Source organism: Klebsiella planticola ATCC 33531 (genome assembly GCF_000735435.1).
GTDB classification, from domain to species: domain Bacteria; phylum Pseudomonadota; class Gammaproteobacteria; order Enterobacterales; family Enterobacteriaceae; genus Klebsiella; species Klebsiella planticola.
The window spans coordinates 152,360-165,033 of the sequence record NZ_JMPP01000024.1; the positions used below are offsets into that span (position 1 = coordinate 152,360).

The window sequence follows — 12,674 nt, forward strand, 5'->3', positions numbered from 1 at the left end:
TCATCGGGCGCTGATTCAGACTGACGATACACTTAAAGCAGGAGTCCGTTATGAAACCGATAATTGCTGATACCGACGATCGCCGCTGGCAGGCGGTGTGCGATCGTGATGTGCGAGCCGATGGTCAGTTTGTCTTTGCCGTACTGACCACCGGTATCTGTTGCCGCCCGTCCTGCCGTTCGCGGCGAGCGCTGCGGGAGAATGTGCGCTTTTACCCCGGTGTTGAGGCGGCTATCGCCGATGGCTTTCGTCCCTGTAAGCGCTGCCAGCCGGATAGAAGCGATCCGCAGCAACAGAAGGTGGACAAAGTTACCCGGGCCTGTCGCCTGCTGGAACAGGAAGCGCCGGTGACCCTTGAGACACTGGCACAGGAGCTGGCGGTCAGCCCCTTTCATTTTCATCGTTTATTCAAATCCGTCACCGGAATGACGCCGAAAGCCTGGCAGCAGGCATGGCGTGCACGACGTTTGCGCGAAGCGCTGGGGCAGGGTGAAAAAGTGACGCCCGCCGTGTTAGCGGCAGGCTTTCCCGGAGGCAGCAGCTATTATCGTCAGGCGGATGCCGCGCTAGGTATGACCGCCCGTCAGTTTCGCCGCGGCGGTGAGGATACCGACATTGTCTATACTGTCGGCGACTGTGCGGTCGGTCGCTGCCTGGTCGCAGAAAGTGACCGGGGCGTGTGCGCCGTTTTACCGGGGGAAGAGGACGCGGCGCTGCTTGATGCGTTATCCTGCCTCTTTCCTCACGCCCGGCTTCTGCCGGGAGATGCGCATTTTTGCCAGCGGGTAGCCCAGGTTTTCGCCCATCTGGACGATCCTCACCAGGCGGTTAATCTACCGCTGGATCTGCGCGGCACCGCGTTTCAGCAGCGCGTCTGGCAGGCGCTGCGCCAGATCCCGGCAGGAGAGACCCGCAGCTATCGTCAGGTCGCGCAGAGCATTGGCCAACCCCGTGCGGTGAGAGCCGTAGCAGGCGCCTGCGCGGCCAATAAACTGGCCATTGTTATCCCGTGTCATCGGGTGGTCCGTGAGGGCGGGGCGCTCTCAGGCTACCGCTGGGGAACGGCCCGCAAAGCGCAATTGTTGGCCCGGGAAGCACAAACCGAGGAGAAGTGATGCTCGATTTATTCGCCGATACGCCTCCCTGGCAGGAGCCGCTGGCGCCGGGGGCCGCCATTCTGCGGCGCTTCGCCCACCCGCGTGCGGCGGCGTTGCTCCAGGCGATAATGCAGGTCGCCAGCCGGTCGCCGTTTCGTCAAATGGTGACGCCGGGAGGCTATACCATGTCGGTGGCGATGACCAACTGTGGCAGAGTTGGCTGGACCACCGATATGCACGGCTACCTCTATGCCCCCGACGATCCGTTAACCGGTCAGCGCTGGCCGTCGATGCCGACGATCTTTCGCGAACTGGCTGCGGAGGCGGCGCTTGCCTGCGGCTATCTCCGTTTTGCTCCTGATGCCTGTCTGATTAACCGCTATCAGCCCGGGGCAAAGCTGTCTCTGCATCAGGATAAAGATGAACGCGATCTGCGGGCGCCTATTGTGTCGGTGTCACTGGGGTTGCCCGCCGTGTTTCAGTTTGGCGGTCTGCGGCGCAGCGATCCGCTGCAGCGCGTGCTGCTGGAGCATGGCGATGTGGTGGTCTGGGGCGGAGAATCGCGCCTGTTTTACCACGGTATCCAGCCGCTGAAAGAGGGCAACCATCCGCAGACCGGCGTCTGCCGTTATAATCTCACCTTCCGTCTGGCCGGCGCGAAAGAACAAAAATAAGAATTATTCTTGATGTCATTGGCGAGCAGTTTAAACTGCTGGCTGTTTTGCTTGCCCGGATTGTGAGTTATGGAACTTCTGCTGCTTGTCTGGCGCCAGTATCGCTGGCCGTTTATCTCCGTCATTGCCCTGAGTCTGCTCAGCGCGGCGCTGGGACTCGGGCTTATTGCCTTTATTAATCTGCGCCTGATGACCGTGGTCGATACCTCGCTGGCGGTGCTGCCGGAATTTCTCGGTTTATTGCTGTTGCTGATGGTCGTGACGCTGGGTTCCCAGCTGGCTCTGACCACCCTGGGACACCATTTTGTCTTCCGCCTGCGCGGCGAATTTATCAAGCGCATCCTTGATAGCCAAATCGAAAAGGTCGAGAAGATCGGTAGCGCTTCGCTGCTCGCCGGTTTAACCAGCGACATTCGTAATATCACCATCGCTTTTGTTCGCCTGCCGGAGCTGGTGCAGGGGATTATCCTGACCGTTGGTTCCGCCGCCTACCTGGCGTGGCTGTCGGGCAAAATGATGATGGTCACCGCGCTGTGGATGGCGCTGACCATCTGGGGCGGGTTTGTGCTGGTGGCTCGCGTCTACCGGCATATGGCGACGCTGCGGGAAACCGAAGACAAGCTGTACCACGACTACCAGACGGTGCTGGAAGGGCGCAAAGAGCTAACCCTCAACCGGGAACGCGCGGAATACGTGTTTAATCAACTGTATCTGCCGGATGCCCGCGAATATCGTCACCATATTATCCGCGCCGATACGTTCCATCTCAGCGCGGTGAACTGGTCGAATATTATGATGCTGGGGGCCATCGGACTGGTGTTCTGGATGGCAAACAGCCTCGGCTGGGCGAATACCGCGGTGGCGGCGACCTACTCGCTGACGCTGCTGTTCCTGCGCACGCCGCTGCTCTCGGCGGTCGGAGCGCTGCCGACGTTGCTCAGCGCCCAGGTCGCGTTCAACAAGCTGAATACCTTCTCGCTGACACCGTATCGCGCCGACTTCCCGCAGCCGGAACCGCACCCGCACTGGCAGACTCTGGAGCTGCGCGACGTCTGCTTCCACTATCCGGATAACAGCTTTGCCGTCGGGCCGATTAACCTGACCCTGCAGCGTGGCGAGCTGGTGTTTTTAATTGGCGGCAACGGTAGCGGGAAATCCACGCTGGCGATGCTGCTGACCGGGTTGTATCAACCGGCTTCCGGGCAGATTCTGCTGGATGGCCAGCCCCTTGCGGCGGACAAGCCCGAAGATTACCGCAAGCTTTTTTCGGCGGTCTTTACCGATGTCTGGCTGTTCGATCGGCTGCTGGGGCCTGGCGGGAAAGCGGCGAACCCTGCGCTGGTCGGCCAGTGGATGGAGTACCTGAAAATGACGCACAAACTGCAGCTGGATAACGGCAGGATTGTCGATTTGAAGCTGTCGAAAGGGCAGAAAAAACGCGTGGCGCTGTTGCTGGCGCTGGCGGAGGAGCGGGATATCATCCTGCTTGATGAGTGGGCGGCGGATCAGGACCCGCATTTCCGTCGCGAGTTTTACCAGCTGCTGCTGCCGTTGATGCAGCAGATGGGGAAAACCGTTTTCGCCATTAGCCACGACGATCACTACTTCCAGCATGCCGACCGCCTGCTGGAGATGCGAGGCGGCCAGCTGACAGAGCTGACGGGAGAAGAGCGCGAGCTGGCTACCCGGGATGCGGTGGCTCGCACCGCCTGACTGACCGCGTCGCCCGGCTCGCCGGCGGCGCGGTTGTTGATTTTTCCGCCGCCTGAACGGGGCGACGGTTATTTTTTCTCCCTCCCCGCGCTATGCTTATGGCTCCTGGCCTGCCACATGTTCTCAAAAGGATTGCCTGACCGATGTCCGTTTCGCATAAAAAAAGTGCCAGATTACGTGATGAAGAGCGTGCCCGTCTTATCTGGCTGCTGACCACCGATAAAGCCGTGACCTCGGCGCTGCTGGGAAAACTCACTCTCGCTGAACGCTATGACGACGGTACGCTGGCAGACGATCTGGCGGAGGTCGAGGTGCTGGTTTCTCACCTGCCGCCGCCGGACCTTGCCGATGCCCTCGAAGCGCTGCCGTACGACGGGCGTAATGCGCTCTGGCAGCTGGTCAGCAACGACAAACGCGGCGAGGTGCTGCTCGAGGCATCGGAAAACGTCTGGGGCGATCTCATCGATAAGATGAGCGACCACGAGCTGCTCGACGCGCTGCAAACCCTGGATATCGACGAACAGGTCTATCTGGTTCAGCACCTGCCGCGTAACCTGACCGGCCGCTTACTGGCGACGATGCCGCCGGAAAAGCGCGCGCGTGTCCGCCAGATTATGCGCTACGCCGACAATACCGTCGGGGCAATCATGGAGTTCGAAGTGATTGTCGTGCGTCCGGAAATGACGCTGGCGGCGGTACAGCGCTACCTGCGGCGGCTGGGCAAAATGCCGGAGAACACCGATAAGCTGTTTGTGACCACCCGCAATAAGCTTCTGCTGGGTGAGCTTCAGCTGCAAACGATTCTGCTCAATGATGCGCAAAAACGGGTCGGCGACGTCATGGAAGGGGACCCGGTTACCTTCCAGCCGCATGAAGAGGCTGAAAAGGTGGCGCGTACTTTTGAACGTGACGACTTGATCAGCGCCGCGGTGATTGATGCGGAAGGGAAGCTGATGGGGCGTCTGACCATCGATGAGATCGTTGACGTCGTCTATGAAGAGACGGACAGCGATCTGCGCGGCATGGGCGGCCTGAGCAGCGAAGAGGATGTCTTTGCGCCGGTCAGTAAAGCGGTGAAGACCCGCTGGGCGTGGCTGGCGGTTAATCTGTGCACCGCCTTTATCGCCTCGCGGGTGATTGACGGGTTTGAACACACTATTTCACAGCTGGTGGCGCTTGCCTCGCTGATGCCGATCGTCGCCGGGATCGGCGGCAATACCGGTAATCAGACGATCACCATGATCGTGCGCGCTATGGCGTTACAGCACATCCAGCCCGGCAGCTTTTCGTTTCTGATCATGCGCGAGATGGGCGTCGCGCTGATTAACGGCCTGGTGTGGGGCGGGATCATGGGAGCGATCACTTGGTGGCTGTATCAGGACCCGCAGCTGGGCGGCGTGATGACGCTGGCGATGATGCTGAATCTGCTGATGGCCGCGATGATGGGGGTGATTATCCCGATGGTGATGGTCAAGCTGGGGCGCGATCCGGCGGTCGGCTCCAGCGTGATGATCACCGCGATTACCGACACCGGCGGCTTCTTTATTTTTCTCGGTCTGGCGACGATATTTCTGATGTAAGCGCCGGCCTGCTGCGCAGGCGACGGGGAATCAGCGCCATCACTGCCAGTCCGGCCAGAACGCCAATGGCCAGATTGCTGGTTCCGACCGTCGCGCCGACGGTCGCCAGCATGACCAGCGTCTCCGGCCACGGATGACGCGCCACTTCCGCCGGACGAATGCTATGCCAGCTGAAGGTTTTTGCCGCCACAATCACCATCACTCCGGCCAACACCACCATCGGAATTTTAGCCATCACTTCACTCAGCGCGGTCACCAGCAGCAGCAGTACAAGGCCTGCCGCAACGGTTGAGACGCGGCTTCGGCCCTTGCCCATTTCGACGTTAACGATGGTCTGCCCGATCATGGCGCAGCCGGCGATACCGCCGTAGAGTCCGGCGAGAATATTGGCGATGCCCAGCCCGGTACTCTCGCGCGCTTTGCTGGATGGCGTGTGGGTCAGATCATCCACGAGTTTAGCCGTCAGCAGCGACTCCAGCAGCCCAACGAAGGCGATACTCAATGCGCAGGGCCAGATAATGTTCAGCGTGTGCAGATCGAGCGGTACCCGCAGAGCGGTAAATCCGGGCAGTCCGCCGCTCATGCTGCCTTCATCACCGACGGTGGGCAGCAGCTGGCCGGTGGTGACGGTAAACAAGGTCAGCAGGATGATAGCGATTAGCGGCGAAGGGATGGCTTTGATATAGCGCGGCGCCCACAGCACAATCAGCAGCGTCAGCACGAACAGGCCGATGATCAGTGGCCGTGTGCTCCAGAAATGCGGCAGCTGGGCAAAGAAGATCAGTATTCCCAGCGCATTCACAAAACCGGTCATCACCGATTGCGGAATAAACCGCATCAGCCGGGCCATGCCGCACAACCCAAACAAAATTTGAATAATACCAGCCAAAATGACAGCAGGCAGGATATAGCCGACGCCGTGCTGATGCACCATAGGGCCAATCACCAGCGCCACCGACCCCGCCGCAGCGGTGACCATAGCCGGTCTGCCGCCAAGAACCGACATCGCCAGGCAGAGCACAACGGACGCAATCAGGCTGACTTTCGGGTCAACCCCGGCAATCACGGAGAAGGAGATAACCTCTGGAATCAGGGCCAGCGCGGTGAGTACGCCAGCCAGCGCTTCGCGGGTCAGCAGCGAGGGCGAGCGTAATACATGGCGAAGAGCGCCGTTCGAAGAGGGTGGTACGTGGTTGGTGGCCTGATGCATAAGCGTTTCGCTGGTAGATAAACCGGAGCCACGAGCCTGAGCTTGTGTGCGGTCTGTCACAAAACAGGGGATGATAGCGCGTGGACGTGACATATACCAGTACAAAATATGATTTAGCGTACACATTTATTAAACATTTTTATAACAGATCTCAAAACTCAACTTAAATTTTAAACAATATTTAATTTTTTGATCTTCGGTGTTACCTTGATTCCCGATAATCGTTTCACCTGCGCTAAATCCAAAAGCGAGTAAAGTAAGGCTCAAATCCGATGAAGAAAAAGATGGCCGTACCCAGCTCACCGGCTGTTGGTTCAAATACACCTCGGACCAACACCCGCCATGAGCAAGAGACGGATGTATTGTTGATTGGCGGCGGCATCATGAGCGCCACGTTGGGAACCTGGCTTCAGGAACTTGAGCCGGACTGGTCTATTACCATGGTCGAGCAGATGTCCAGCGTGGCTGAAGAGAGCTCGAACGGCTGGAACAATGCGGGTACCGGCCATGCGGCTTTGATGGAGCTGAACTACACGCCACAAACCGCCAGCGGGATTAATATCGACAAAGCGGTCGATATCAATGAATCCTTCCATATCTCCCGGCAATTTTGGGCTCACCAGGTGACACGCGGCATACTCAGTAAGCCGAAATCATTTATTAACAGCGTGCCGCACATGAGCTTTGTGTGGGGCGAAGACAATGTGAATTTCCTGCGCGCACGTTACGCGGCGCTGCAGCAGAGTGAGTTGTTCCGCGGGATTCGCTATTCTGAAGATCATCAGCAGATCAAAGAGTGGGCGCCGCTGGTGATGGAAGGGCGCGATCCGCAGCAAAAAGTGGCCGCGACCCGCACCGAAGTCGGAACCGACGTCAACTACGGGGAAATCACCCGCCAGCTGATTGCCGGACTGCAGACCCATGATAACTTCTCTTTGCAGCTTGGCACCGTTGTGCGTCGCTTTAAGCGCAACGCGGACAAGAACTGGACGGTGACCCTGGCCGATGCCGATAATCGTCGCCAGAAGCGCGTTATTAAAGCCAAATTTATCTTTATTGGCGCCGGCGGCGCCGCGCTGACGCTGCTTCAGGAAACCGGCATTCCTCAGGCGAAAGAGTACGCGGGCTTCCCGGTGGGCGGTCAGTTCCTGGTGTGCGAAAACCCGGAGGTGGTGAACCATCATCTGGCGAAAGTGTATGGCCAGGCCGAAGTGGGCGCGCCGCCGATGTCGGTCCCGCATATCGATACGCGGATTATCGATGGTAAGCGCGTGGTGCTGTTCGGACCGTTCGCGACTTTCTCGACCCGCTTCCTGAAAAACGGCTCGCTGTGGGATCTGCTGGCATCAACCAACACCTCGAATATTCTGCCGATGCTCAATGTTGGTCTGGATAACTTCGATCTGGTGAAATACCTGATTAGCCAGGTGATGCAGAAAGATAACGATCGTCACGAGGCGCTGCGCGAATACTATCCGGAAGCGAATAAAGAGGACTGGCGCTTGTGGCAGGCTGGCCAGCGCGTACAGATTATCAAACGCAACGGCAAGAAGGGTGTACTCCGTCTGGGCACGGAAGTGGTCAGCGATGACGAAGGTACCGTTGCAGCGCTGCTGGGAGCCTCTCCGGGAGCATCGACGGCGGCGCCTATCATGCTACAGCTGATGGAGAAGGTCTTTAAAGAGAAGGTGCAGTCGGCCGCCTGGCAGGCGAAACTGAAAGAGATCGTTCCGTCCTACGGTCTGCGTCTGGACGGTAATCCGGCGGCGATTGAACAGGCGCTGGCGTGGACCAGTGAAGTGCTGCAGCTGCATTACGAGCCAGTCGCGGTGGTTGATCAGGTCCCGCTTGCGGAGCTGAAGCCGCTGTCCGGTGACAAACCTATGGCGGATATTGCGCTATAGAACGACATCCGGCGGCTGATACCGCCGGAGAGTGACTGTTTATCGCTTCGCGTTAGCGTACAACGGCATTACCGATGGTTTCGTCTGCTTTCCAGATTCGGTATTTCACTTCGACGTTATCTGGCGTGTAGACCACGATTGGCAGCTTGCTGTTGTAGCGCAGCATCGCATCATCACCTAACCCTGCCAGCACAAATTTACGCTCTTTTTTGCCGTCCGGGCAGGCCATCATGGTTGAAACCGGTCCGGTTACTTTATCAAAAACGTAGTAATCGTAGCCCCAGCCTTCCAGCGTTTTGCTTTCCAGTTGGCCGCCGAGGCGATGGCGGTTGCAGTCAACCTCAAGGGTCTGGCCGATCATCAGTTCGACTTTAAATGCGGATTCGTCCTGCTGCTGCGGCAGCTGAATCACCTGACGCTTCATGCCTTTTTCCGCCTTCGGATAGGGGGCGACCTTTTCCAGAGGCTGTTCAGCGGCCAGCGCGCTGGTGGAAACACAGGCAACGGCCAGCAGAGAAACAGCAAGCGTAGAGATTTTATTCACGATTCATCATCCTTTGTTATCGATCTTTAACGGCAAAAGACTAGCACTCTTTTGCGTAATGGTAAGAATAATTTACCATTATTTTCATATATTCTGGTCTTATTGACTGGCTTTTCTTGGTGGTGTGCAAGTATTCACTACCCATTTCCACGCTCTGAGCGAAAGGTTCTTGCGGTATCCTTGACGGGATATTGCCGCCAACTGCGGCCGATAATCCGGCGTTAATAATCATCAGCAAGCGAAGACGCTTTCAGGTGCAATGATTCCACTCTGACCGGCCCATATCCACGAATGAGGAGGCGTTATCAGGGACATGAATGGAAACAGAAGGGGGAAGCGAAATGCTCCCCCCGATGCTTACTCATCGCGACTGACTTTCCCTTCCTCGATGAACTCTTCATCTATTTCGTCGGTGTTGCCCGCGTGTTCGCGCCCCGATAACAGATTCCAGCAGGCGATAAACAGGGCGGCGATCAGCGGCCCGATGACAAAGCCATTAATACCGTAAATCTCCATGCCGCCGAGGGTGGCAATCAAAATCAGATAGTCTGGCATTTTGGTGTCTTTGCCCACCAGCAGCGGGCGCAGAATATTATCCACCAGGCCTATCACAATCACGAAGAAGCCCACGATAAACGCCCCTTGCCATAGCTGATCGGTGGCAAACAGGAAGATAGCCGCCGGTACCCAGACTATGGCGGAACCGATCGCCGGAATCAGCGACAGAAACGCCATGATGGCGCCCCACAAAATGCTGCCGTCGAGGCCGGCGATAGAAAATGCGATACCGCCAAGTATCCCCTGGGCGAGGGCGACGGCGACGGTACCTTTTACGGTTGCCCGTGATACGGCGGCAAATTTGGCAAACAGATGCTGCTTAACGTAGTTAGACAGCGGCAGGGACTCAAGGATGAGCATGACCAGATAGGGGCCATCTTTGAGCAGGAAAAACAGCAGATACAGCATGATGCCGAAGCTCACGGTAAAGCCGAATGTCCCTTTACCAATCAGGAACGCGCTACCGGCCAGATATTGCCCGCCTTTCAGGGCGGCGTCAGAGAGCTGTTTCTGAATCTGCTCTGCGCTGTCAAGGTTATGTTCGGAGAGAAAGCTTCTGGCCCACTCGGGCAGATGGGCAAACAGGTTTGCCACCACCACCGGAAACTGGGTGTCATTATGCTGAAGCCGGGTGTAAACCAGGTTTAGCTCGAACGCCAGCGATGAAATGATGATCGCCAGCGGCGTGAAAACAATCAGGCAGATAATCACCACGGTCAACAACGATGCCAGGTCATTGCGCTCACCGAGGCGAGCCCGCAATTTGTTCTTTACCGGGTTGAAGATGACCGACAGAATCGCGGCCCACAGTATGGCTGAATAATAAGGCGAAAGAACATTAAAAAAGGCGAGGCTGACCATCAGCAAAATCAGGATAAAAAATCCCTTCGTAAGTCCATTAACTCTCATATTAATTGTTCCGGTGTCAGGCAAGTACGACGAATAATAGAAGCTATTCTTCGTTTTACAATCAGTAAGGTCGGAGTTTGTTCATCGGCAGCACGGAAACGGGGATGGATTCGAGCGCGGACCGCGACCGTGTCGGTGGGGCGGATTCGGGCATTAAAAAACCCGCAGGCTCAGAGAGGATGCGGGTTCTTAAGGGGTTACCGGTGGTTAAGATAACCTACCGGTGAATGATTTGGTCGGCACGAGAGGATTTGAACCTCCGACCCCCGACACCCCATGACGGTGCGCTACCAGGCTGCGCTACGTGCCGACGTATGGAGGACAATATTACCCGTTCCCCGACCGAATGCAAGCCGGGGAACGGCTGATTGATTCATAATTAATCAATCAGTTAGCGATAAAGCGTTTTTCGTCAGTCAGGATCTGCAGCAGCAGGCTGAGCTGAGGTTTGCGGTTATCAATCTTTTTGCCATCGCTGTTCCAGGTGCTGTAGGTACCGTTGTGGTTCAGCACCACGGTCACCTCTGGCGACGTGACCGCCAGCGTATCGCCGTTGGCTGCCGTCACCCAGGCCCGGCGACGCGCGGGGCTGAACAGGTCTTCACCCTGTGAATATTCGTTAGCAGGCGTGGAGACGTGCAGCAGGCGCTGCATCAGCGTGGTCATCACATCTTTGTTGCTGGTCAGCGTCGCGATGTTCTGCGCCGGAATTCCTGGCCAGTGAATAACCAGCGGCACCTGCAGCTGCTCCCGGGACCAGTCAAACTTACCGCGCTGCGGATTCAACGGCATACCGTGAGCGGCGGTGATAATCACCACGGTGTTATCCAGTTTTCCGGCATCGCTCAGGGCGCTCAGTACCCGGCTGATTTGGCTATCAACATCTCCCGCCGCACGACTGTAGCGACGCGCGAAGTTTTGCTGCTGACTGTTGTCCAGCGTGGTGCCGTTCAACGAAATCCATGAGAACCAGCGGTTTTCATCCTGCGCATAGCGATTGAGCCAGCCAATCCACTGGTCCGCCGTTTGCTCATCGCTTTGCGTTTTCTCATTTGGCAGCGAGAAATCGGACAGCAGCGCCTGGCGATAGAGCGGGCTGCTGAAGCCATCGGAGGAGAACAGCCCCAGCTGATATCCCTGCTGGTTAAAGGCCGTAATCAACGCGGCCGGAATGCGGGCCGACAGCACGCCATCCATATAGCCCGGCGAAATCCCGTAGAACAGGCCAAACATACCGCTATCGGTAGTGTTGCCGGAGCTCATATGCTGGGTAAAGTTGACATTCTCTTGTGCGAAACGGGCCAGTTCCGGCATATTTTTCTCAAACCGTGAATAGTTCAGGTTATCGACGGTAATGAGCAGAACGTTGTAGCCAGCCCCCAGATCGCGATAGCGCAGGTTGCTCAGCGGATACTCAACGGAGACGGCTTCCGGCGCCCCCTGTTCTACCAGCCGACGCTGGTAATCCTGGGCATCGAGCAGGCCATGTTTCTCAAGGAAACGGCGGGCCGTCATCGGATAGGAGAGCGGCAGATTCGCCCGTTGCATGGTGATTGGGCGATAGAAATTCGCATCCGCCCAGATATAAATCAGGTGGCTGCTGATAAAAGAGAGAAAGAAAAACCAGGCGACAGGCCGGGCGTAGTGGCGGCGACGCGTCAGGCTGCGCAGCTTCTGCCAGCTCCAGGTCGCAAACAGCATTTCCAGCAGGAAGATAATCGGCACGCTGATAAACATCAGCTGCCAGTCGCGCGCCATCTCATTCTGGTCAGGGTTGATGACCAGTTCCCAGACAATCGGGTTAAGATGCAGGTGGAAACGGGTAAAGACTTCGCTATCGATCAGCAGAAGCGTCATGCCCGCGGTCGCCAGAATGACCGACAGGAAGCGCATCAATCGCTGCGATATGACGATAAAGGTCAGCGGAAAGAGAATCAGGACATAGCTGGTAAATACCAGAAAACTGAAGTGACCCACGAGGCTGACATACGAGAAAATACGTCCGCCCAGAGTCGTGGGCCAGTCGGCGACAAAAAGATAGCGGCTGCCGAGCACCATGGCCAACAACATGTTGAACAGGGCGAACCAGTGCCCCCAGCTGACCATCTGGGAGATTTTTTCTCGGTAGGGCTGACGAAGAGTCACCATATACAGTTGTTGGTTATCCTTAGTGCGCCGGGTCGTCGTTGATTGAAGACTGCAGAGCCTGGGCAAAAGAACGGGCGATCGCCTGACGCTGCGCCGGCGCGACGCTACTATTGATCAGGTTAGTCACCATATTGCCTAGCACCATCAGTGAAAGGTCAACGGGGGCTTTGTGTGTTTCCAGCACGTTGCTCAGCTCGCTAAGCAGCTGTTCGACGTGTTCATCACTATAGCGGGATAATTGCGGCATAAACTCAAAATCTGTTTGTTCGTGAAAGGGCAACATATTACCGTAGCAGCAGCTTTTTTTCCGCATTTTTTCGCCACGGCGCAAAAGCGC

General features: G+C 57.0%; 10 protein-coding genes and 1 tRNA gene. 5 read left to right on the forward strand and 6 right to left on the reverse strand.

What is annotated here, in order from left to right:
- Nucleotides 1–50 precede the first annotated feature (50 nt).
- The 4 genes from ada to mgtE all read left to right on the forward strand — a co-directional run bounded on the left by ada (nucleotide 51) and on the right by mgtE (nucleotide 5,064).
- A complete protein-coding gene (ada, locus tag GRPL_RS13955) occupies nucleotides 51–1,115 on the forward strand; it encodes a bifunctional DNA-binding transcriptional regulator/O6-methylguanine-DNA methyltransferase Ada (RefSeq protein WP_032699096.1) in 1,065 nt (354 codons plus the stop codon).
- Nucleotides 1,115–1,771, forward strand: coding sequence for a DNA oxidative demethylase AlkB (alkB, locus tag GRPL_RS13950; protein WP_032699097.1), 657 nt, complete (start codon nucleotides 1,115–1,117; stop codon nucleotides 1,769–1,771). Before ada ends, alkB begins: the two co-directional genes overlap by 1 nt.
- 69 nt (nucleotides 1,772–1,840) lie before the next feature.
- Nucleotides 1,841–3,484: a multidrug ABC transporter permease/ATP-binding protein gene (locus tag GRPL_RS13945; RefSeq protein WP_032686672.1), complete on the forward strand. Its 1,644-nt coding sequence runs from the start codon at nucleotides 1,841–1,843 to the stop codon at nucleotides 3,482–3,484.
- A 143-nt stretch (nucleotides 3,485–3,627) separates the two neighbouring features.
- Complete coding sequence (gene mgtE, locus GRPL_RS13940) at nucleotides 3,628–5,064, forward strand: magnesium transporter (protein ID WP_032686673.1); 1,437 nt, start codon at nucleotides 3,628–3,630, stop codon at nucleotides 5,062–5,064.
- Here mgtE and GRPL_RS13935 read toward each other — a convergent pair.
- Nucleotides 5,027–6,274 carry a SulP family inorganic anion transporter gene (locus GRPL_RS13935; protein WP_032686674.1) on the reverse strand — a complete coding sequence of 416 codons (1,248 nt, stop codon included), beginning with the start codon at nucleotides 6,272–6,274 and terminating at the stop codon, nucleotides 5,027–5,029. The genes mgtE and GRPL_RS13935 overlap by 38 nt on opposite strands.
- 272 nt (nucleotides 6,275–6,546) lie before the next feature.
- Between GRPL_RS13935 and mqo the strand changes: the two genes are divergently transcribed.
- Entirely contained in the window at nucleotides 6,547–8,178 is a 1,632-nt protein-coding gene (gene mqo, locus GRPL_RS13930; protein WP_032699098.1) for a malate dehydrogenase (quinone), read from the forward strand.
- A gap of 52 nt (nucleotides 8,179–8,230) precedes the next feature.
- Here the strand turns inward: mqo and eco are convergent, their stop codons facing one another.
- From eco to GRPL_RS0125650, 5 genes are all read right to left on the reverse strand, one after another.
- A complete protein-coding gene (gene eco, locus GRPL_RS13925; protein WP_032686675.1) occupies nucleotides 8,231–8,722 on the reverse strand; it encodes a serine protease inhibitor ecotin in 492 nt (163 codons plus the stop codon).
- Nucleotides 8,723–9,079: 357 nt separating this feature from the next.
- Nucleotides 9,080–10,189, reverse strand: a complete 1,110-nt coding sequence (locus GRPL_RS13920) for an AI-2E family transporter (protein ID WP_032686676.1) — start codon at nucleotides 10,187–10,189, stop codon at nucleotides 9,080–9,082.
- Nucleotides 10,190–10,422: 233 nt separating this feature from the next.
- Nucleotides 10,423–10,499: transfer RNA gene (locus GRPL_RS13915), tRNA-Pro, on the reverse strand.
- A gap of 77 nt (nucleotides 10,500–10,576) precedes the next feature.
- A complete protein-coding gene (gene yejM / locus GRPL_RS13910; RefSeq protein WP_032686677.1) occupies nucleotides 10,577–12,337 on the reverse strand; it encodes an LPS biosynthesis-modulating metalloenzyme YejM in 1,761 nt (586 codons plus the stop codon).
- 19 nt (nucleotides 12,338–12,356) lie between these two features.
- Complete coding sequence (locus GRPL_RS0125650; protein ID WP_032686767.1) at nucleotides 12,357–12,584, reverse strand: YejL family protein; 228 nt, start codon at nucleotides 12,582–12,584, stop codon at nucleotides 12,357–12,359.
- Nucleotides 12,585–12,674: the final 90 nt, after the last annotated feature.